The sequence below is a fragment of the Virgibacillus halodenitrificans genome, from assembly GCF_001878675.1.
Classification (GTDB): Bacteria; Bacillota; Bacilli; order Bacillales; family Amphibacillaceae; genus Virgibacillus_Q; species Virgibacillus_Q halodenitrificans.
The window spans coordinates 3,637,331-3,659,185 of record NZ_CP017962.1 but is presented as its reverse complement, the minus strand read 5'-3'; the positions used below and the strand labels follow the sequence as shown (position 1 = coordinate 3,659,185).

Sequence of the window (21,855 nt, the reverse complement as noted above, 5' to 3'; positions counted from 1 at the left end):
TTAAATGCATTTCTTAATGCATTCAATCAACCAGTCTTTATATTGCACAGGGTCAATATCAACTGCCACAGTAACGTTCGGTTTATTTCCGGTGTAATTTTTCAAATCTACTACTGTACAGCCCTTAGTTAATGAACCCTCAAGCTCGATATCAACAAAGGCATCAACTGTTTCAAACATATCCGGATTTAGAAGATAGCCTATTGCTGTGCTATCATACATTTTCAAGCCTGTTTTCAAGCCACCACCGCGATAGCGTTGGAACAGCTGATAAAGCATATCGCCTGTTCTATTTAGTTCTTTTAATTGTTGGCTGTCTTCAGGATAGATAAGCGCTTTCAAACCGATGTCAAGACCTACCATAGTAAGCGATATTCCGCTGTCAAAAACAATTTTTGCTGCTTCCGGATCAGCAAAAATATTGAATTCAGCCATCACACCAGCATTTCCTCGTGCTGTAGAACCCCCCATTAATACAATTTCATGAATGTTATCCTTAACCTCAGGGTACATTCGTAAAAGAAGGGCGATATTTGTAAGTGGGCCGATTGGTACAAGCGTTATAGGCTGTGCACTATTTGTAATTTCTTTATACATGGCATTAACTGCGTGTTCTTTTAACAGTTTGTCCATGTCAGGTTCTTCAAAATCATAGCCGCCCATGCCTGTTTCCCCATGAATATCACTTGCATCAATAGCTTCTTTTATTAGTGGACGGTCAGCACCTGCAGCAACTGGAATGTCCTTTCCAAAAAACTTCATTAGTCTCATGGCATTGTAGGTTACTTTTTCTAAGCTTACATTTCCTGCAACGGTTGTAATTAGACGAACATCAAGCTGCTCATCGTATAATGCAATTGCAATCGCAACTGCATCATCAATTCCTGGGTCTGTATCAATTATAATTGGTCTTTTATTCATTTAGTTAACCTCCTTGAACTGGTCGATTTCATTTTTGTAGGGAATAGATTCCTGTGCTCCTTGCTTTGAAATAGCAAGTGAAGCCGCTTTTGTCGCATAGATCATGCTATCTTTCATGGTTGTTTCATTAGCTAATGATGCTACTAATGCACCAATATACGTATCTCCAGCCGCTGTGGTATCCACAACGTTAGTTTTAAAGCTTGGGACAAAAATCAATTGCTCCTTGTCACCATAGGTACTGCCAGCAGCTCCGCAAGTGATAATAACAGACGAAACACCTTTGTCGAGGAAGAGCTTGATAGCATCTTCGCAATCCTTGTCTGTCTTTGGATAAATTCCTGATAACATCTCACTTTCCCACTGATTGACAATTAAGAGGTCAATGGAGGGATAGGCAGTTTCCGGTATGTCCTTTGCAGGCGCGGGATTAAATACCGTAAAAAGACCCTGACTCTTTGCCTTTGCAAGAGAATGTAATACAACCTCGTAATCGCTTTCAAACTGTGTTAAAAATATATCTTCTTTATTTGCAATCTCTTGTAATGCTTGAGACGTGTAGGCTTCATCTACCGTGTAATTAGCACCAGCTCCGAGAATGATTCTGTTATCCCCAGCATTCCGAATGATCATCGCAATACCTGTGGAAGTGGAGTCATTTTCCATGACATGCGTGCAATCCACACCTTCTTTTTTTAAAGAAGAAATAAGTTGACTGCCAAACAGGTCATTTCCTACGCTGCCAATCATACTTGTTGGTGCCCCGCTCTTTTGAGCTGCAACAGCCTGATTAGCGCCTTTACCTCCGGGAGACATAAAGAACGATTTCCCATCTATTGTTTCACCATTACGCGGCATACGATTTGTTTCTATGGATAAGTCCATATTTAAACTACCCAGCACAACTACTTTTTTCATCTCAAGTCCTCCTCTCGATGATTGATAAACTTGATAAAACGTTTTACCAGTTTATATTACCACCATACTTATTTTTTCGTCAACATGAAAATTGTGACAAATTGATAATTTATTTGTTAGCTTTTCCTCTTCGTTACTCTTTATTCTTTGAGAAGGTTAGCCTAAATACAAGATAGGAACGAGTGTAGTGTAGGCAAAAGCTGAATTAATATTGAAACAGCTCTGCATATTAGAGTGAGAAAATCAATTTTAGAAAAAAGCATCCAGCTTTGTTTTATATTTGGTAGGAAGGGAAATAATATTTATAGAGAAGAAAAGGAGTGGTATTTTGAGTCAGGATAATATTAGAGCAGAAGTAGAAAACATACTTGAAAACAGCCATATTGGAACAATGGCTACAGTGAAAAACAATAAACCTCATTCCAGATATATGACTTTTTTCCATGAGGATTTAAAGCTATATACTGCTACGAGTAAAGAAACGGATAAAACGGAGGAACTGGAAGAGAATCCGTACACGCATATTATTCTTGGTTATGAAGGAGAAGGATTTGGTGATGCTTATGTAGAGTATCAAGGAAAAGCAAAACTAAATGATTCTCAAGAACTTAAAAATCAAGTGTGGAATGAGTACATGAAGAACTGGTTTGAAGGCCCAGAGGACCCTAATTTGGTTGTATTAGAAATTGAGCCTATCGGGATTCAACTTATGAATAAAAAAGGTGAAAGCCCTAAAACATTGGATGTTTAAATAAAATAACACCCCTTGCTCTTTAACTGAGCAGGGGGTGTTATTTGGCTATTTGTATTAATGGAAAAATAAGTTTTCATTAGCTCGCAGCTTCCTCCTGCTATGATGATAAACCTGTACGAGTTAATGTTTGTACCTCAACATTTGCAATGGAATAATTTATTTTTCTATGCTTAAAATAATATCTTCTCCGGCACGGACAGATTTTTTATCTGCAGGAGAGATCTCGCTCATTTCATCTGTATTTGTAATAATAATAGGGATCAGGGTGCTCTTTGCTTTATTTTCTACTGTAGTGTAATTGAAAGCAACCAATTTATCTCCCTTTTTCACATAATCGCCTTCTTCTACATAAGCCGTGAAGCCTTCTCCCTTCAGTTCTACTGTGTCTATACCGATATGAATAAGAATTTCAGCACCATTCTCTGCCAAAATTCCCACTGCATGTTTGGTGGAGAATAATTGAATAATCTTTCCGTCAACTGGTGCAGTTACGAGCTCATCAGATGGTTTAATTGCAATACCGTTGCCCATCATTTTCTCGGAAAATACAGGATCAGGTACTTCTTCCAATGGAATCGTTTCTCCATTTATAGGCGCATAAAGAGAGATATGTTTACTATCTTCTTTTTTCTTAAATAATTTTCCTAACAATATTATCCGTCCCTTTCTGAATATCAATTAAAGATTTTTTCCAAATCCCACTTTTGTAAATTAAAAGTCACTTGCCCGTCTGCTTGGAAAGATACAGCTTGCTCATTGGTATCATCGAAAATCCGTGAAGTGAAAACTTCTTCTCCATTATTTATAAAGACTTCCAGTGAAGAGGTGTCTTTGAAGAGTTGTATATTCTCCAGCTTGTCTAGATGACAATGTCTGCTTTCCGTTCCTTGATTATTAAAACATTTGCGTTCTAGAGTGAAAGTAGAAGAATTTTGATTAAAACGCAACGTGCTTTCTCCAATTGTTAAGGAGAATATGTTTGTGCTCCAGTCAGTCACTGTTATTTGCAATTCAAACACCTTGCCAGCAACTTCATTAAATTGCTTGTGTTGATTTATTATCGTTATATTTTCATACACAACTTCATTCTTTCGTAGTACCGCAAGTTCCTTTACGGGAGTCTGAAAAAGCTTTCCTTTCTTCCACTGCAGTGTACGGGGGAGAGTAAGCGCATGAATCCAACCGTATTCTGCGGTAGGATGCTGTGTTTCTCCTACTTCCGCATTACCCATCCAGCCAAATAATAAACGTCTACCTGACTCATCCACCGTTGTTTGTGGTGCATAAAAATCAAAGCCACGATCCAACTCTTCAAAGCTTCCATGCTGATAAGCGGGGCTCTCATAATCTACTTGCCCTGTAAAATAACCGGATTGATAAATATTGTTAAACTTATATCCTTTTGCTTCCAATCCTTGTGGAGAAACAATTAGAATATCCTGATCTTTAATTCGAAAAAGATCCGGGCACTCCCACATGTATCCGAAATTATCTAGTTCATTCCTATGAGCCCCTGTTAGAGGGCCGCGATAAAACCAATTTTCCAAATCAGGGGAGGAGTAAAGAACCACTTCACCCTGTTCTTGGGTGTTTTGTGCACCAATTACCATAAACCAACTACCATTTTTTGAAAAAACTTTAGGATCACGGAAATGGGCGGTGTAACCTTTAGGTACTTTAATAATTGGCCCTTTTTTATCAAAATGGAGACCATCATCTGATACGGCGAGACATTGGTAGGAGGCACGGTTTCCGTCGTGGTCTTTTACATTTCCTGTATAAAATATATAGAGCTTTTCATTGTGGACAATGGCACTTCCTGAGTAACAGCCGTCTTTATCAAACCATTCATCGGGAGCTAATGCTATAGGCGCCTCTTCCCAATGTACTAAATCACTGGAAATGCGATGACCCCAATATTTTTGACCATGTGTCGTTGCAAAGGGGTTCCATTGATAGAAAATATGATAATGTCCTTGATAGAACACAAACCCGTTAGGATCGTTGAGTAATCCTACAGGGGGCATAATATGGAAATGGAGACGGTGGGGATCGGATTGAGCGATATCCTGTTTTTCTTTTATTTGCTGCAAAGCCTTCTTTATCGGATGTAAATGTTTCATATCTGTTTGAGGCACTCCTTATCTAAAAGACAGACAAGGGGATGCCCGCCTGCCTGTCTTTAATTGTAAAATATTCTTATTAGAAGGAGGCATGTTCAGTTCCTACCCTCTCCATGTAATTAATGTGTGTGCGTTTTTCTATGCTGTTTCAACATCTTTAAGCTTTTTATCTGAGTATCCGAATAACCATGTAAGGACAAATGCAGTACCAATAGCGATAATGTTAACCAGGATATACTGTAAAATTTGTCCATTGAGATAAAGTAGCGTCCCTGGAATAACGGTAATTGCCATACCAGTTCCTTTAATACCAAGCAGGGAAGCAGCAAAACCACCAACACCACCGCCGATTAAGCCCATTACAAAAGGTGTAACATAGCGTAGGTTTACACCGAAAATGGCTGGCTCTGTAATCCCAAGAAATGCAGATAAAGAGGAGGGTAATGCCAACGCCTTCAGTTTTTTAGATTTCGTTTTTAAACCTACGGCAAGTGCTGCTCCACCTTGTGCGGCCACTGCTGAAGTAACAATGGCGTTATATGGGTTATTTCCAAACTTTTCAAGCAATTGGATTTCCAATAGGTTAAAGATATGATGAACTCCTGTGATTACAATAATTTGATTTAAAGCTCCAATTAAAAATCCTGCAATACCGAATGGCAGATCCAACACAAAGAGTGTTCCCTGAAGGATATATTCCTCAACTGTATGAAAAATTGGCCCGATGATGAAGAGAGCTGCTGCAATCATCACTAATAGTGTTAAGAATGGGGTGATGATTAAATCCAATGCTTCAGGAACCCGTTTTCGGATGGCTCTTTCCAGTTTTGCGCCAATTATCCCTGCGAAAAAGGCGGGTAATACGGCACCTTGATAGCCTACTACAGGGATGAATCCTAAGAAATATAAAGGTTCAGCCTCTGTCGCAACTTCCCAAGCATTTGGCAACGCAGGACTTACAAGCATCAATCCAAGTACTAGACCAATAATTGGCGTGCCCCCAAATACTCTAAAAGTTGACCAAGCAACAAGTGCAGGTAAGAATATGAATGCAGTATCTGTTAGGATTTCAGTAAATAAAAGAAAGTTTTCAGAAATATCAGCGGGTGTCATACCGAAGAGTGCTAAGATCTGTTCCTGCATGACCAAACCTCTAAGTCCCATAAACAGACCTGTTGCTACAAGCACAGGAATAATGGGTACAAATACATCGCCCAATGTCCGGATGGCACGCTGGAACGTATTTTTTTCTTTTGCAGCTTCCTTTGATTGTTCAGATTTATCTGTGCTGTTGATACCGAGTTTATCCACTTCTTCATAAATACGATTTACCGTGCCGGTCCCAAGGATTATCTGATATTGACCAGAGTTAAAAAAGGCACCCTTTACTTTATCTGTATTTTCAACTCTCTCCTGATCAATTTTTTCCTTGTCGTGAATCATAAAACGTAATCTTGTGGCACAATGAGCGACGGAATGAATATTTTCTCTTCCCCCGACTGCCTCAATAAGCTCCTTTGCGATTTGCTTGTTATCAGACATATAATCTCACTCCTTTTATTTTTGTGGTATCGATTCCACATTAGCTAAATTAGTAAATATAATGGCAATAGGTATTAACTGAGTTATACGTGGTATCGATTCCATAATATATATGATGAAATCGGTTCCACAATTTCATCATACACTATTACGAATTATTAGTCTATAGTTCAGGAGAATTTTTTCTTGGTATTCGGTTTTGGATATAATTGCTAGTATCTGCTTCGCAGCCTGCTTACCTGCCATTTCATTGTGATAGTCTACAGTTGTTAGAGAAGGATCAACATATCTGGAAATTTCTGATGCTCCAATACTCGCTACAGCAATATCATTTGGTACTATAAGTCCTTGTTCTTTCAAATAACTCATCGCTCCAATAGCTAAGCGGTCTGTTACTGCAAAAACTGCTGTGGGGAGAATAGAACTCTTTGTTAAAATTCGTTTCATTGCTTTATAACCAGAATCTATGTCAAATATTGCAGTCTGCACCCAAGTTGAATTAACTTCCAATCGATGCTCATTCATCGCAGAATAATATCCTTTTTTACGGAAATAACCTACCGAGCGATCTGTCTCATCTACACCGATAAATGCTATTTTTTTATGACCTTTCTCAACCAAATAGTTGGTAATTTCTTTTGAAGCATGGAAATCATCATACACCACACTGGTAACCCCAGGCATGTCCTGCCCTATAATAACTATTGGAAGGTTCATTTCCTGGACTTTCTTAACTAATCTTTCTTCTGTATTTGTAGCTACCAATATAATTCCATCTACTTGGCGGACTTTAAGTAAATCCAGATATTCTAATTCTTTTTCTTTATCCAGATTTGTGTTGGCCAGAAGGATTTGATATCCCTGTTTTGCCAGCTCGTTATCTATTCCTGCTACAATTTTACTTGATGTCTCTGTATGGATGGTTGGTAATATGACACCAATTACTTTTGTTTTTTTGGTGCGGAGGGATTTAGCGTGTTCACTTGGTATATATCCTGTTTCTTTAATTACTTTATCAATTCGTTTTCTGGCCTCTTCACTGACATAGCCAGAATCATTGAGGAAACGGGAAACAGTAGATCTGGATACGTTAGCCATTTCTGCTATTTCTTTTATTGTAAGCAATGTTTTTCACCCTTATTTGATGACATATTTTTGGTTCTGTAGAATAATAGAACATAATTTGATCTTTATATAAATCATACCATAGGGAGGTAATCATCGTGAATCATGGTGTCATTACTCTGGGGGAGACGTTAATTGATTTTATACCAACTGACGAAACAAATTCAACCTATCATAAAAGTCCCGGCGGTGCTCCAGCTAACGTAGCAGTGGGGGTAGCAAGACTTGGAGGCGATTCATCATTTCTTGGCATGGTAGGAGATGATGTGCTTGGCAGGTTTTTGCAAGAAACGCTCCAGTTCTATCATGTAAATACAGAACAATTATTATTTTCGAAGGACCACCGTACAGGGATTGTATTTGTAACCAACAGAGAGGATGGGGAGAGGAGCTTTGATTTTTATATTAACCCAAGTGCGGACCGTTTTCTGGAGGAAAATCACATAAATAGAGAGCACTTGCTTCGCCATCGTATTCTTCATTTCGGATCTATTTCCTTAATTAGCGAGCCCGCAGAAGGTGCAACTAAGGCAGCTGTTAAACTGGCAAAAGAGAATGGATTGCTTATTTCCTATGACCCTAACCTGCGTTTGATGTTATGGGATTCGAAAGAGAAGGCAAAAGACAGGATAATTTCCATGCTTGGAGAAGTGGATATTCTAAAGCTTTCCGAAGAGGAGTTAGCATTTATTACTGATAAAAAGTCAGTTAAAGAAGGCCTGGAAATGCTTGAGTCCTATGAAATTCCAGTTATATTTGTCACCCTTGGTGCGGAAGGATGCTATGTTAAGACAATGGAAGGGAATAGGTATGTTCCAGCAATGAAGGTGAAAGCAATTGACACAACTGGGGCTGGTGACGCCTTTGTTTCTGGAGTGCTTTATTCTATTGATCAATATGCTTCAGATCTTGATGCACTTACGTTGGAAGAAGCAAGTAGGATAGCTGAGTTTGCCTCAGTATCCGGGGGGCTTGCCGCTTCTACAAAAGGAGCAATGACTGCACTGCCTACTAAGGCTGAGGTAGAAAGTTATTTGGACCGATAGAGAAGATAAATGATTTTTAATTTTGTAAGAAAAGATCCTATTGCAAATATTGGGCTGCAAAAGTTTTCCCCTACAGCCCAATTTATATTTTAGAGACAAAAAAAGAGGCTGCATGGTTGCAGCCTTCATTCTTAAATAAAAGTATTGGATTGAATGCCCACTAGTTATTTATTCATCCTTTAGCTCAGTGTAAATGACAAGACGTTCCTGATGGGTTCCAGCGTCATAATTAAAATCGCCTGTGCATGTAATTAAATTCAATTTTCTTCTTGACGTATAACCGAATATTTTCTTTACAGGTGCATGCTGATAGTCATATGATTCCTTCCCGATTACTTTGAAGGTTCTCTTTTCACCACTTTTATTCAATACTTCGACTTCATCACCAGTCTCCAGCTTGTGAAGGTTCCAAAAAATACTTTTTCCGTTCCTTGTATTCACATGCCCAGCAACTACAGCACTGCCTTGTTCCCCTGGCTTAGCTCCGAACTTATACCAACCAGCATTCTGTACATTTTCAGGGACACCCATTTCACCTTTTTTATTCTGACCAACCTTTTCAACAGGATCGTTGACGCCAAGGCTGTCAATAATCAACTTGGCTGGAACTATACCCGGTTTTTCTTCTTTAAAAGCATCCTTATAGGCGGAATCTGACTGATTAAAATCACTGTTTTTCGTTTTGGTCATAGGGTTTTTAACTGTTTGAGTTGTTTCCTGTTCATTACTAGATGAGGAATTAGCTGGAGGAGATTCACTTTCAGGAACGGTTCCACAGCCAACCAAGAAAAGTAAGGTGATGACAGTTATTAATTTTCCCATATAAAGCACCCTCCTCTAGCGCATTTATTCCAATAATAGAAATGAGCTTTTGTTAAATTTTAAGCCTGATTTGCTTTTTCTCTAAAGCTTTGGAAGACAGGGAGAAAAAACGGATAATCTGCCTGTCTTCCTGAACAAGATTCTTACCAATATATCAACTCTTATTTTTCGTTTGTACGAAACTTACGGATTGCTGCAAATGCTGCTAATCCAAATACACTTATACCAACCATCCAGGCGATCAACATATCATTATTTTCTTCAGCGGGTGCAAAGCCTGTTTTTGGCATATCTGAAGGCATATCATTGGCAAATTTATCAGGGAACTGCATTACAATACCGGATGATAACATTTTAGATGAGCCATACATATGACCATATGCTTCGCGAGCTGTAGTAAATGCTTCATCATAGTTACCATCTGCATAGCTTTCAAATGAACCAATTAGTTGGTCTACGTGTTGTTGCAAGCCTTTTGCCAGCATGTCTGCGGAAACGTTACCCTCTGTAGCTTTTTCCATAAACATGGAGAAATCTTCTCTATAATTTTCGAGATTAGTTAGTGCCTCTTTTTGCGCTTCTTCATCTTCATTTGCTGTAGCATTTACATAATCAACAAAGTACCCTACGTGCTCGGACCACATTTTCTTAAATGCTTCTCCTGCTTCATCGCCATAAACAGATGCAATTGCTTTAGACAGATCCTCTGTATTTTGACCAAGAACCTTTGCTGATGCATCGAATTCCGGAGCTTCAGAAATTCCATTTTGCATTGCTGATATGGCAATACCGGCATGCTCAGATAGTAGATAATTTAAATCTGCTCTTAAGTCGCCTGCTGGTGTCACCGCCATTGTATTATTAAATTTGTCAGGGAATTGATCGGTAATCGCCGTGGAAAGCCCTTTAGCTACCATATGCATATGGTTAATCGCTTTTCTTTCCTGCTCATAGGCTTGTTGATAATCCCCATCAACATAGCTATTAAATGCACCTATTAATTGATTTACATGTTGCTGTAGACCTTCAGCAAGTGCATCAGCTTCCAAACGTTCTTCTGTAGCATTCTCTAGAAACTGGGAAAAGTCTGCTCTGTATTCTGATAACTCATCCAATGCTTTCTGTTTTGCATCTTCATCTTCATTTCCTGTTGCTTTCACATAATCAACGAAGTACCCAATGTGTTCCGACCACATTTTCTTAAATGCTTGGCCAGCTTCTTTCCCATAAACAGATTCGATTGCTGCACTAAGATCCTCCGTATTAGCAGTTAAGGCTGCAGAAGATGCTTCGAAATCTTCTGAACCAGCCGCACCGTTTCTCATTGTTTCTATTGCAAGATATGCGTGCTCGCTGAGTAGTTGCCCTAAGTTAGATCTTAAATCAACTGCTGCTGTTTCTACTGTTGGTTTTTCCATTGTGTCCGCACTTACAATACCACCGTTCGCAGTAAAAAGTAGAGTTGCGCTCATCGGAGCTACGATCATTGCTTTTTTCCAATTCATTCTATCCATCTCCCTTTTGTAATTTTTAATGTTTCTACACAGCTAACGGTAGGAATCGGGAAATGGATCACTTATTATTTAAAAAATTTTATTTTTATTGCAGAACCCCTGATAGAGCTAAGTTCAGGAGGGAAAAAATTGAGATGCGTTCGTATGCATCTCAATTTAACTCCTTAGATAGGGGAGCTTAACAGAATTTCTCCTTTAGGCTTTTGACTGTTCGCATTAGGCTCTTTAGTAATTGCAATTGTCTCCCAGCTTTTATCGCCTTCCAGCAGATAGGATACAGCTCCTTTTCCTTCTGCATTCGTTACAAATGTACCTGCCCGATGTGGCTGATCATCTTTTAACACCCATACCTGATAGGTTTCTTCACCTTCGAGTGGAGGGAGGTTATTCGCCTCTATAACTAAGTTCATTTTCTCATTTTGCTCAATCATTAATGCGGAAGCCTCGGCATTTACACCAGATGAAGGGCTCAAAGTAAGAGACTGCTTAATTGCATCCAGTGATTCATTGATAGGCTTTGCAGGAGGTTCCTCTGCTACCTCATTGTCTTGATTGTTTATATAAAGAAGTGCTGCTCCATTTCCAGCTAGTGATAGTGTTAAAGCAGCTGCAATTAACGGTTTCATCCAGGACTTGTTTTTCGTTTTGTTTTCTGTTTCTTTTGCATATGATGATTTCCCTTCAGCCTCGGTTTGTTTATGTGCTAAGGGTGTAATATTTTTATTTTCATCCTTTACGGTAGTAAGAATTCGGCCCTTCATACCTTCTGGAGGATTAACCGGCTCAGCTGCATAGGGGAGATCCTCAACTAACTGTTCCAGTTCAGCAAGCTCATCCTGACATTCTTCACAGTATAGCAGATGTGTTTCAAACTCTTTCCTTTGTTCTTCGCTTAACTGATCATTAAAGTAATCAAGCAGTATGTCACAAGAATTATTGTTCATGCTGCATCCCCCTTTCTTTAATGGAAGACAGCTCTGTTCGTAAATGTTTTAACGCCAAGCGCACTCTTCCTTTCACTGTTCCCAAGGGAATGCCGCAAGTTTCAGCAATACTGGTTTGAGACATCCCTTTAAAATAAAATAACTCAATAATTCCTCTTTGTTCCTCTGACAATGTTTTCATGGCAGTTTGCAGTTGTTCATTTTCTTCTTTCCACTCTACTTGTGTTTCAACGGAAGAAGAAGCTTCATGCAATGCGTCTCTCTCATCGAGCTCATACGTGTTTAAGCTTTTTTTTCGAAGTTTATCAAGTGCTGCGTTTCGTGTAACAGTTAGAAGCCAAGACGAAAACTTTCCTTTTGTTTCATCAAAGTTCCTTTGCTTTGTCCAAAGCTTTGTAAAAACATCCTGCACAATTTCTTCAGCTAAAAATGAATTATTTGTCATTCGATAACAAAAAGAAAAAAGTAATTTTTCGTATCGATCATATAGCAATTCTAAAGCTTCTTCATCGTGGGTTTGTATTCGCTTGAATAATTCCGTGTCATGAAGCTGCATATCATTCTCCTTTTCAAAAAAGATTCTATTTAACTATCATAGCATTATTTTCTAAAAACTAAGAATGATAGTGTGCCAGTCATTTAGCTAACGTTTTGTGTGGAATAATGGATCAATGTTGCCACCATTTTCGGGAGCGAAGTGAGAGGGAATTTTAAAAAATGTCGCCCTATTGATCAAGTAAGAAATAAAAATAATAGATGTTAAAAAAAAGCATAATCGTTAACGATTATGCCTTTTAAGAGGAAATTTCATATTGTGTTAGGGAGCAAAGGATACAAAATAACGAAACATAAAACCGAGCAATGCAACAACAGAGATAGTGCAAAGTGATGCAAAGTGAAGCAGTATATAAAGAATCTTATATGGGTCATTTATTTTAAATGAGTAAATAAACCCAAAGATTGGATTTAAAATTAGGAAAGGTAATGAAAGTGCAATAAACGTTTTGCCAATGAAATGTACTATTTCTGAGTTCGTGTTTGCCAGGTTTAAAATCACCATTAGAACGACAGTGACAATAAGTGTGGCAGCAAGAGATATTAACGAGACACGCATGGCATTTGGGAAAATACGCTTCATTTTACACCTCCTATTTAAAGCTGGGTCTCTTCCAATGCTTAGATAATTTTTTGTAACCATGTTGTCACTCTTGTTATTTCCAGGGGTTTAAACCAGGATATGAAGAATAGAATAGCGGCTATACAGAGAAGGCAGCTTCCTTTTAAAAAACCTGATTCCTTGCGGAGGAAAGCTACTATCCCTAAAATTCCGCTTACAAATAAAAGCAAATAAGCAATAAGTGATATGGGTTCAGAGAATTGAATAATCGACCAATTAACTAGTAAAAGAATGAAAGCAAATAAAATTAATGTAATTGATCCTCTGCTAAATTTATTCATTTAAATCCCCCTAATTTCTAAAAATTTCCGCTTCTATTATTATCTATTCATGCTACATATGTATATTTTTGAAAAAGTATGAAGTAGGTATTTTTTACTGCTACTGAAGTTATTCCCTTTTTTTAGAAAAGTAATCTATAAAGGAGTAATTTGATATATATAACGTATGAAATCTACACTAAGTTTCATTGAAACAAATTTCTCTTCTGTTTGAATAACTTTTTCTTTAGCTGATAAATCCACCCTTATCGAACCATACTAGTAGCAGAGGTGACGTACATGTATAAACTGCTATCACATAATGACTTAGACGGCGTGGGTTGTGGGATTTTGGCACGCTTAGCTTTTGGAAAACAGGTTAACATTCGCTATAATTCAATCGCTGGATTAAACAGGGAAGTAAAATGGTTTCTGGAAAATGAGTCAAAAGATACTTTTTTAATGATTACTGATTTGTCGGTAAATGAAGAGAATGAGAAACGGTTAGAGAATTTTTATAAAGAGGGAGGACAGGTACAGTTAATTGACCATCATAAAACTGCTCTGTCATTTAATGATTATGAATGGGCAGCTGTCCATGTAGAGGGTGAAGCTGGTGAATTACATTCGGCTACCTCCTTGTACTATGATTACCTTGTGAAACACAGCTATTTGGAATCATCGAATGCAATATCTGAGTTTGTCGAGCTTGTTAGACAGTATGACACATGGGAATGGGAGAAAAATGATAATCAGAAAGCAAAGCGCCTGAATGCATTATTTTTTCTTGTCTCCATAGATGAATTTGAAGAGAGCATGCTGGAAAGGTTAAGTAAAGAAGCATATTTTGATTTTGATGATTTTGAAAAGAAGTTGCTTGATATGGAGGATGATAAGATTGTTCGCTATATTCGACGAAAAAGACGGGAACTTGTCCAAATTAAAGCAGGGGGGCATTATGCAGGAGTTGTTTTTGCAGAATCTTATCATTCAGAGTTAGGAAATCAATTAGGAAAAGAGTACCCCCATCTGGATTATATAGCTATTTTAAATATTGGTGGAAGAAGGATGGGGTTTCGTACAATACACGATCATGTGGATGTCTCCGAAGTTGCAGGTTCATTTGGAGGGGGAGGACATGAAAAAGCAGCAGGATGTTCTCTTACAGAGGAAGCTTATAAACAGTTTGTAGCAAAGACCTACCCGTTGGAACCGCTTCGTGAAGATGCTAGAAGAAATCGATTTAACCAAAAGCAATCAACCTTTGGAACTTTATATAAAAGTAAAACAGATGAGTTTTTATTCCTGTATCCACTAAGTAACCAAGCGTGGGCGTATGAAAAAAACAGACAAAAGCAGCAAACTAAATTTTCCAGCTTTGAAGAAGGTGAGAAATTCCTGAAGCGAAACTATGAAGCATGGTTAATTAGAGACGAGATATTTGTCCAATACCTTGTCGATGAGGTGAAAAGGCAAAGGGGCAAGGAGAATAAGTAGAAAAGAGGAACAGCGGGGAAGGGTATCCTCCTTGCTGTTCCTCTTTTCGGTTTAAAGCTTAATTATATTTTGTCTTGTCATGTCCGTCTTATCATGTATATTTATAACGAATAGCTGTTTTTTTGTTTTTCTTTCCATCTTTCCCTTTAACATGTAATAGGGTTAAAACTAGCAGTCCTACCAATAATGTGAATGCAGCAATTGTTAAGAACATCCCGGTATTTGACCATTCCATTAAACGTGTGAAAATAGGGGGGCCGAACGCGACTCCAAGGAAGCGGACAGATCCGTATAAAGATGTTACAAAGCCCCTGCGTTCTTTTCCAACTGCACCGGTTATAATACTGTTTACGCAGGGAAGAATGAGACCTGCCCCTACGCTGCTTATGGCCAATACCGAAATAAATGGAATGATTTTTTCAAAAAAAATAAGTGTTCCATAGGATAAGGTCATTAGCCCAAAGCCAATCACAGATAAGCGCTTCATCTTCTCCAGATTTTGACCAATCTTACTACCTGTAATATAAGATGTAATTACCAATACTAGAAGAGGGACTGCTAGCACTAGCCCCTTCATTATTCCTTCAATGGAATATTTCGTTTCCAATACATCCGATAAATAAAATAAAATCCCAAACAAGGTAAATAAACAGGTTCCCCCTGCTAAATAGGTAGTAAAAATCCATCTGCCTTCATGTTTAAACACACTAAGCAAACCTCTAACATACTTTGCAAAGGGCGGGGGAGCTTGTCTATTGTTCTTTTCTTTAATAAAAAATAATAAAAGAATTAAACTAATAAGACAAAGAGCGGGAAACACAAAAAACGCAGCATACCAAATAATTAATCCTAATAATGAGCCGAAGATAGGTGATAGCACTTTTCCCAATCCATTTGATGCTTCAAAAACACCTAACACCCGACTTTGCTCACCACCTTTAAATAAGTCTCCGGTAAGCGCCATTGCAATAGGGGCAGAGCCTGCTGCCCCAATCCCTTGTATGGATCTGCCAATTAAAATCCATATATAGGATTGCGAGAAGTAAGCTGCTCCAACTCCTGATATCAGGCCACCCAATCCAAATAATATGATGGATGGAATAATCACAACTTTTCTTGAAAATCGATCAGATAAATAGCCAACGAAAGGAATAAATATTGCTGCCATTATTGAAAAAACAGTAATTGTCAGACTAACTTGCATTTGTGATAATTCTAAAGCTGCTTTCATCTGAGGAAGGATAGGGATAAGCATGGAGTTTCCCAATGTCATGATTAAGGGAATAGAGCCAATTGTTATGATAGCCATGCCTTTTTCTTTTGGTTTCAATGTTCCCCACTCCTCATTTAGTGTTAATAGGCGGAGAAACAATCCAGCCTTTTTCCTTCGTAATGTTGAGCAGTTTTAATTCGTACTCATCTTGCTGAGCCAGAAAATCTCCAAACATGGTGCGAATGTCTTCACGAATAGAGACTCCTATAACATAACTGCAAAGGATCCTTCTGACCATTAGCTCTTTCTGTACTAAATTAGCAATTTCAGGGTCGTGAAAACGAGCACCAGCAGGGATATCCTGAAGTTCTACATTAGGACGGTCAGGAGGGGCTGGAGGTAATCGAATCCCGGTTTCCTTTAATAAGGCATCCACTTGCTGTTCTTCCTGTGTAACAACGTTTTCCTGCATATCCTCTAAAAAAGCAATTAAATCGTTATCTCCTGAATGGTTGAGATATATTTGCATATTTACCAGAAACCCTTTCGTTCCGTGTAAATAGGACCATAAATGAAACACTTCACCTGCGTGAAGTGGCTCTTCCTCAGGTTTCCCATTTAAAATACCCATCTGGTTACTCCTCCTAAAAAGTAGTCCTTTTAGTTTCCCTAAAAAAAGATAAAATATGACTGAAAATAAAAGTAGACGGGCTATCCTTTATTATTGGAATATTGGTGTGCTGTATTATTTAAAGAACTAATTACTTTTGACTCCAGCAATTATGAAACTAACTCCTAAAATAATAAGTATAAGTTTTTTAAATGAAACTTGTTCAGACAATCCCGTTAACCCAATAGCGGTTGTAAGAATAAGAACAAGTGGGCCAATAAAAGCAAGTGAACCATTAATAATGAGTGCTTTATCCAATTCATTGAACCTGATCATTAAATAAGCTGCAAAAATTTCCAGTCCTCCGGATAAAATTCTTAGCAGGGCCATTCCTAGTACTGCTTTTTCCAATAACGTAAACATTTTTTCCCTCCGACTATTAAAATTTCAGTGTGAATAATGTATATGCACTGCTTGGACAGATAAGGACGGAAAAGTTATGCGTGCAAAGAAAAGTAAGACACCTTCATCTATGGAAGCCAATCTGATTCTTGAACAACCTCTTGGAAATTGAGAACGAGGCCAGGGTTATGATTATTCGATACTCTAGGAACGTTTACGCGGCTAAATTGTCTAGGGTGCCTTGTTTTTCAAAGCTGGTCATATTTTAATAAAGCTAAAATTAGATAAAAAAATAAAAGATTAGCTGAAAAGTTACCTTTCCAGACTAATCTTCATTAGTTAGTGATATAAACCATCTCTTTTATTGTCAAAATAAAGCGTTCCATCAGGTTGTACTTCAGCATAGAAAACTTCAGATAGTGATTTAATACCAGCTTGTTTCAATTGCCCGTTCAGCCAGTTAGTATCCAAGTTTAACTTCTTAAGGTTTGCTTCATTCAGTTCTCCATCAGAGATTATCTCGGTAGGGAAAATTTTTGGAGAATAAGTAGTTAACTGATGAATATCACTTTTGGTTGCTGGTTGCTTATTTTCTTTTTTCATAACAGAAAGCTTACCACTTGTTTCAAAGATGGCATAGTCTACCTCTTTCATCGAAAATACGTTTTTCTGACGTAAAAGAGCTTGCAAGGAATCGTTATCTAATCTTGTTCTTCGTAGTGCTTCCTCCATTATTTTTCCATCCTTGATAACGATTTCTGGAATACCTGTAGTAAATTTTCTTGCTTTTTGTGATTTTATATCTATATATCCCATAATGAGGGTGAAGCCTGCCCAACCCGTTAATGCTATAATTCCATTAAGCATACTGAAGTTTTGATTAGTAGCCAAAATTGCTGTAATGGAGCCAATGGCAATGGCAGAAACAAAATTAAAAAATGTCATTTGGCTAATTTCTTTTCTACCCATAATACGCGTTAGTGTGAATAACAACGCGAATGATAGGCAAATACGCAAAATTAACTCTGGAATAGCCATAGGATACCTTCTTTCTCCTAATTTAATGGATAGTATAGTTGTTTGTAACAATTTAATATTTATACAACAAAGCTCCAACACGCAGTGTAGCTGACGAAGCCATGCTGGTGACAAAGTAGTCACTGCGGATAATGACAGCAGAAGGTTTGATCCATTGCTTCAAAGTTATTTTTCAAACTCTATGCACCAAGTTACTTCACAGTAGATACAAACGAACATACAAAAAAGCATGTCTGCCACGGACATGCTTTTTTGTTATTATATTTTCCATTGGACTTTTTTTCTAAATGCTTCATTTCTTAACTTTTTCCTTACTTGTTTTCCCCAGCTTTTAACTGCTTCCAGTGTTGTGTTTTCCTGTATTGCGATATCTGTTAATGTCATACCATCCATGATGTGAAAATAAATCCATTTCCACTGATTTGCTGTTAAATTGGCTTTCAATTGTTTCCAAAATACGTTATCCTCTACTAAACTAGCTGCCTCCCTTCTGATAGCAAGATTATTACCACTGTTATTTCTCTGATGATTTCCATTGCAATAATCCGACTTATAATTCAATAAATAAAATTCCTGAACATCGAGGCGTCTTCTCTCCTTTCGCAACTGATCAATCAGACGGTTGCGAATCGTATAATTAAAGTAAGTTGCCATTGGGCCTTTATCTGGTTTATATGTTTTATAGGCATTCCATAAGGCAACCAATCCTTCACTATAGTATTCCTGATTAACATCTCTGATGTGGAGCTGATTTATTTGATAATGAATTCTTCGTTCATTTTGTTCTAAAATTTCTTCAAATGAAAAATGTGTTTCAAACATAAATGGACCCCCTAATACGTTCATTTACTTCTATAATCGAAATAAATAGTAAAAAAGGGGCATCTTGTCATTAATTTATTGTAAAAATTAAACTTTTTCTATATAAGCATCATTTATTCCGGCTTTCAAAAGCATTTGTAATCGTTTTTCCGCATTTGTTCGTTCTGCGAATGCTCCACCGATGACGCGGTATATTGGTGATGTTGCTTTAGTTTCTGTACGCTTTAGCTGAAAGGATTTTGCTATTCCGTGTACATGACCTAGCGCAACTTGTTGTCGCCAAGTAGATTTTTTCATTAAATTGGCATCAGCTTTGTTGTCAATAAAACCATTTTCAGTTAGTAGTGCAGCCATTGAGGTTTCTCTTAAAACATGGAAGTTTGCAGTTTTTCTCCCCCGATTAGCAAGCTGATTTACTTTAGAAATTTCTTGATGGAGAATCCGTTGATATTTTTTTGTTTTAGATTGGTCGGATAAACCACTATAGATGAAATCCTCATAGCCACTTCCCTTCCCGTTAGAGGCATTACAGTGTATAGAAAGGTAAAAATCAGCTTTCCATTTGTTTGCCTCATTTGTTCGTTGCTGAAGACTTATGGTGGAGTCTTTGGTTCGACTCATTTTCACCTCTACATGAATGTAATGTGTGGTAATTAATTTTTGAATGCGTAACGCAATATCTAATACAATCTCCTTTTCCTGCAAACCATTTCCAACTGCACCTGGATCTGTACCGCCATGCCCTGGATCTAAATATAATTTCATATTGAAAAACTCCTTTATATTTTTTTGTGATCGCTATCCTATAATTAAAATCGTTTGAAATTATAAATAGGGGGCAAGAAAAAGGATTCTATTGCAAATGTTGGATACTAAATTCCTTTCGTAAATGCATAGTTGGAGGAAACTGCGACGTAGAGCGGGGACTATCAGCAGCAGAGCGAAGTAATCCTCCGGAGAGGAAATTAATCGGCAGGAGAGCGAAGTAATCCGCCGGAGAGGAAATTAATCGGCAGGAGAGCGAAGTAATCCGCCGGAGAGAAAATTAATCGGCAGGAGAGCGAAGTAATCCGCCGGAGAGAAAATTAATCAGCAGCAGAGCGAAGTAATCCTCCGGAGAGGAAATTAATCGGCAGGAGAGCGAAGTAATCCGCCGGAGAAAAAATTAATCAGCAGGAGAGCGAAGTAATCCGCTGGAGAGAAAATTAATCGGCAGGAGAGCGAAGTAATCCGCCGGAGAGAAAATTAATCAGCAGGAGAGCGAAGTAATCCGCCGGAGAGGAAATTAATCGGCAGGAGAGCGAAGTAATCCGCCGGAGAGAAAATTAATCAGCAGGAGAGCGAAGTAATCCGCTGGAGAGAAAACTAATCAGCAGGAGAGCGAAGCAATCCGCCGGAGAGAAAATTAATCGGTCGGGGCCATTTGCAAACAATCAAATTACGTCGCAGTTTATCTATTTTGCGAATCATTGGATAACCCCAGAATAGATATTAGAATAAAAAAAGCTGCTACCAACTGGTAACAGCAATTATATTATGATTTTTGCTTATGCTTTCTTTTACTTGCCTTTTTAACTTCCTTTTCCTTTATCTTTTTTCCCATTAATACGTTCTTGGCTTTATCTCTGCTTTTCTTATTGCTTAAAACATATAATGTATCTCCATCTTTGATAACCGTATTACCAGAAGGGGTGATCAGTTCATCATTACGGATCACGCCGATAATAAGTGTGTTTGCAGGAAGCTCTAAATCAATTAGGGAAGTGTCCAATGCTGGTGAGTTACTCGTTATAGAGACTTCCATAATTTCTGAGTCGGTTGTGCCAAGATTAATGATTTCCAAGCTTGGCATTAAGTTTTTACTCTTATCTTCTGTCAAACCGAGTTTACTTGCCAGCCAAGACAAGCTGCTTCCTTGAACCAGAGCGGATATCAACACAACGAAAAATACAGCATTAAATATAGTTTGACTGTTAGGGATATCAGCGACAATAGGGTAGGTAGCTAATACGATAGGAACAGCCCCCTTTAGACCGGACCAAGATATAAACAGTTTTTCTTTCACACTATACTTCAAAAAAATCATGGACAGGAAAATAGCGATAGGTCGCGATAAGAACATGAGAATGATGGACAAGATAATACCTTGCCAAAAAACATCCAATAACTGAGTTGGAAAAACAAGTAATCCTAAAAGAATAAACATAAGAATTTGCATCATCCAAGCAAATCCTTCGTTAAACCGTAATATAGTAAAACGGTACATAAGGTCATTGTTCCCTACATATACAGCCATTACATAAACAGCTAGTAACCCGCTTCCTCCTAATGTGTCGGTTAGGATATAAGTTAGCGAAGCCATTGCTAGTGCTAGCACAGGATATAGTCCCGCCGTATCCAGTTTAATGCGGTTGATTACTAAAACAGTTAATTTACCGAGTAAGAAGCCAAGGAGCAGCCCAAGTCCCATTTGTATAAAAAAGCTGCCAACAGCAGACCATATGGATGAATCAGGAATTTGGATCATTTCTATAAATGCAACAGTAAGAAAGACTGCCATAGGGTCATTGGAACCAGACTCTGCTTCCAAGGTAGAGGTTAATTTGCGCTTGATGTTTTTATTACCAAGAACGGAGAATACAGCTGCTGCATCTGTAGAACCAACAATGGCCCCAAACAACATGCCTTCCAGTAGGGAGAAGTCTAAGATGTACATGGCAGCAAAGCCAGTAAGAATTGTAGTAATTAGTACGCCGATGGTAGAAAGGATACTCGCTGCCCCTAACACGGGACGGATATGATTCCATTTTGTTTGAGTACCACCTTCAAACAAAATAATAATTAATGCCATTATTCCAATAAGCTGAGAGAGTTCTACATTTTCAAAGAAGACAAAACGATTTAGGCCCATTCCAACAAGTAAGAAGAGGACTAAGGCAGGAAGACCTAAACGGGTGGAGAATTTAGTGGCTAGGACACCCATTAGAAGCATTGCAGTGAATAAAAAAATCAGTGTTTCAACAGCCATATTTATAAACATTCCTTCCAAAGCTAAAAAGCCTATATATATAATAATAAACCGTAGTTTTTAAAAAATAAAATAAGAAGTACTATTTGTGAATAAATA

General features: G+C 38.0%; 22 protein-coding genes. 3 read left to right on the top strand and 19 right to left on the bottom strand.

Features of this window, described 5'->3' with window-relative positions; all coding sequences use genetic code 11:
* Both rihC and rbsK read right to left on the bottom strand, forming a co-directional pair.
* Complete coding sequence (gene rihC, locus BME96_RS18015; protein ID WP_071649814.1) at positions 1-921, bottom strand: ribonucleoside hydrolase RihC; 921 nt, start codon at positions 919-921, stop codon at positions 1-3.
* Positions 922-1,839 carry a ribokinase gene (gene rbsK, locus BME96_RS18010; protein WP_071649813.1) on the bottom strand — a complete coding sequence of 306 codons (918 nt, stop codon included), beginning with the start codon at positions 1,837-1,839 and terminating at the stop codon, positions 922-924. It abuts the gene before it with no gap.
* Between the two features lie 328 nt (positions 1,840-2,167).
* Between rbsK and BME96_RS18005 the strand changes: the two genes are divergently transcribed.
* Positions 2,168-2,590 (top strand): pyridoxamine 5'-phosphate oxidase family protein, encoded by a 423-nt coding sequence (locus BME96_RS18005; protein WP_019376288.1) that lies wholly within the window; start codon positions 2,168-2,170, stop codon positions 2,588-2,590.
* 159 nt (positions 2,591-2,749) lie between these two features.
* Here BME96_RS18005 and BME96_RS18000 read toward each other — a convergent pair whose 3' ends face one another.
* From BME96_RS18000 to BME96_RS17985, 4 genes are all read right to left on the bottom strand, one after another.
* A complete protein-coding gene (locus BME96_RS18000) occupies positions 2,750-3,244 on the bottom strand; it encodes a PTS sugar transporter subunit IIA (protein ID WP_071649812.1) in 495 nt (164 codons plus the stop codon).
* 23 nt (positions 3,245-3,267) lie between these two features.
* The gene (locus BME96_RS17995) at positions 3,268-4,716 is read right to left on the bottom strand and encodes a glycoside hydrolase family 32 protein (protein ID WP_071649811.1); all 1,449 of its coding nucleotides are present in this window, start codon (positions 4,714-4,716) and stop codon (positions 3,268-3,270) included.
* 138 nt (positions 4,717-4,854) lie between these two features.
* The gene (locus tag BME96_RS17990) at positions 4,855-6,258 is read right to left on the bottom strand and encodes a sucrose-specific PTS transporter subunit IIBC (RefSeq protein WP_019376285.1); all 1,404 of its coding nucleotides are present in this window, start codon (positions 6,256-6,258) and stop codon (positions 4,855-4,857) included.
* Positions 6,259-6,396: 138 nt separating this feature from the next.
* Positions 6,397-7,383, bottom strand: coding sequence for a LacI family DNA-binding transcriptional regulator (locus BME96_RS17985; protein WP_071649810.1), 987 nt, complete (start codon positions 7,381-7,383; stop codon positions 6,397-6,399).
* 98 nt (positions 7,384-7,481) lie between these two features.
* Here BME96_RS17985 and BME96_RS17980 point away from each other — a divergent pair, with 98 nt between their 5' ends.
* Positions 7,482-8,429 (top strand): aminoimidazole riboside kinase, encoded by a 948-nt coding sequence (locus BME96_RS17980; RefSeq protein ID WP_175618871.1) that lies wholly within the window; start codon positions 7,482-7,484, stop codon positions 8,427-8,429.
* 168 nt (positions 8,430-8,597) lie between these two features.
* Here the strand turns inward: BME96_RS17980 and BME96_RS17975 are convergent, their stop codons facing one another.
* From BME96_RS17975 to BME96_RS17950, 6 genes are all read right to left on the bottom strand, one after another.
* Entirely contained in the window at positions 8,598-9,251 is a 654-nt protein-coding gene (locus tag BME96_RS17975; RefSeq protein ID WP_071649808.1) for a class F sortase, read from the bottom strand.
* Between the two features lie 161 nt (positions 9,252-9,412).
* Positions 9,413-10,756, bottom strand: coding sequence for a copper amine oxidase (locus BME96_RS17970; RefSeq protein WP_071649807.1), 1,344 nt, complete (start codon positions 10,754-10,756; stop codon positions 9,413-9,415).
* 173 nt (positions 10,757-10,929) lie between these two features.
* A complete protein-coding gene (locus BME96_RS17965) occupies positions 10,930-11,709 on the bottom strand; it encodes an anti-sigma factor (RefSeq protein ID WP_071649806.1) in 780 nt (259 codons plus the stop codon).
* Positions 11,699-12,265: an RNA polymerase sigma factor gene (locus BME96_RS17960; protein WP_071649805.1), complete on the bottom strand. Its 567-nt coding sequence runs from the start codon at positions 12,263-12,265 to the stop codon at positions 11,699-11,701. Before BME96_RS17960 ends, BME96_RS17965 begins: the two co-directional genes overlap by 11 nt.
* Positions 12,266-12,526: 261 nt before the next feature.
* Positions 12,527-12,847, bottom strand: a complete 321-nt coding sequence (locus BME96_RS17955) for a hypothetical protein (RefSeq protein ID WP_071649804.1) — start codon at positions 12,845-12,847, stop codon at positions 12,527-12,529.
* Positions 12,848-12,885: 38 nt separating this feature from the next.
* A complete protein-coding gene (locus BME96_RS17950; protein WP_060681426.1) occupies positions 12,886-13,167 on the bottom strand; it encodes a hypothetical protein in 282 nt (93 codons plus the stop codon).
* 279 nt (positions 13,168-13,446) lie between these two features.
* Here BME96_RS17950 and BME96_RS17945 point away from each other — a divergent pair, with 279 nt between their 5' ends.
* A complete protein-coding gene (locus BME96_RS17945; RefSeq protein WP_071649803.1) occupies positions 13,447-14,643 on the top strand; it encodes a DHH family phosphoesterase in 1,197 nt (398 codons plus the stop codon).
* 91 nt (positions 14,644-14,734) lie between these two features.
* Here the strand turns inward: BME96_RS17945 and BME96_RS17940 are convergent, their stop codons facing one another.
* The 7 genes from BME96_RS17940 to BME96_RS17910 all read right to left on the bottom strand — a co-directional run bounded on the left by BME96_RS17940 (position 14,735) and on the right by BME96_RS17910 (position 21,756).
* Positions 14,735-15,952 carry an MFS transporter gene (locus BME96_RS17940; RefSeq protein WP_071650058.1) on the bottom strand — a complete coding sequence of 406 codons (1,218 nt, stop codon included), beginning with the start codon at positions 15,950-15,952 and terminating at the stop codon, positions 14,735-14,737.
* Between the two features lie 34 nt (positions 15,953-15,986).
* Positions 15,987-16,487: a DUF3231 family protein gene (locus BME96_RS17935; RefSeq protein WP_019376274.1), complete on the bottom strand. Its 501-nt coding sequence runs from the start codon at positions 16,485-16,487 to the stop codon at positions 15,987-15,989.
* A gap of 126 nt (positions 16,488-16,613) precedes the next feature.
* Complete coding sequence (locus BME96_RS17930; RefSeq protein ID WP_071649802.1) at positions 16,614-16,889, bottom strand: YqhV family protein; 276 nt, start codon at positions 16,887-16,889, stop codon at positions 16,614-16,616.
* A 318-nt stretch (positions 16,890-17,207) separates the two neighbouring features.
* The gene (locus tag BME96_RS17925) at positions 17,208-17,906 is read right to left on the bottom strand and encodes a YetF domain-containing protein (RefSeq protein ID WP_060681422.1); all 699 of its coding nucleotides are present in this window, start codon (positions 17,904-17,906) and stop codon (positions 17,208-17,210) included.
* 258 nt (positions 17,907-18,164) lie between these two features.
* On the bottom strand, positions 18,165-18,728 hold the full coding sequence (locus BME96_RS17920) for a sigma-70 family RNA polymerase sigma factor (protein ID WP_071649801.1): 564 nt from the start codon (positions 18,726-18,728) through the stop codon (positions 18,165-18,167).
* A gap of 87 nt (positions 18,729-18,815) precedes the next feature.
* A complete protein-coding gene (locus BME96_RS17915; protein ID WP_071649800.1) occupies positions 18,816-19,493 on the bottom strand; it encodes an N-acetylmuramoyl-L-alanine amidase in 678 nt (225 codons plus the stop codon).
* Positions 19,494-20,262: 769 nt separating this feature from the next.
* Entirely contained in the window at positions 20,263-21,756 is a 1,494-nt protein-coding gene (locus BME96_RS17910; RefSeq protein WP_019376270.1) for a potassium/proton antiporter, read from the bottom strand.
* Positions 21,757-21,855: the final 99 nt, after the last annotated feature.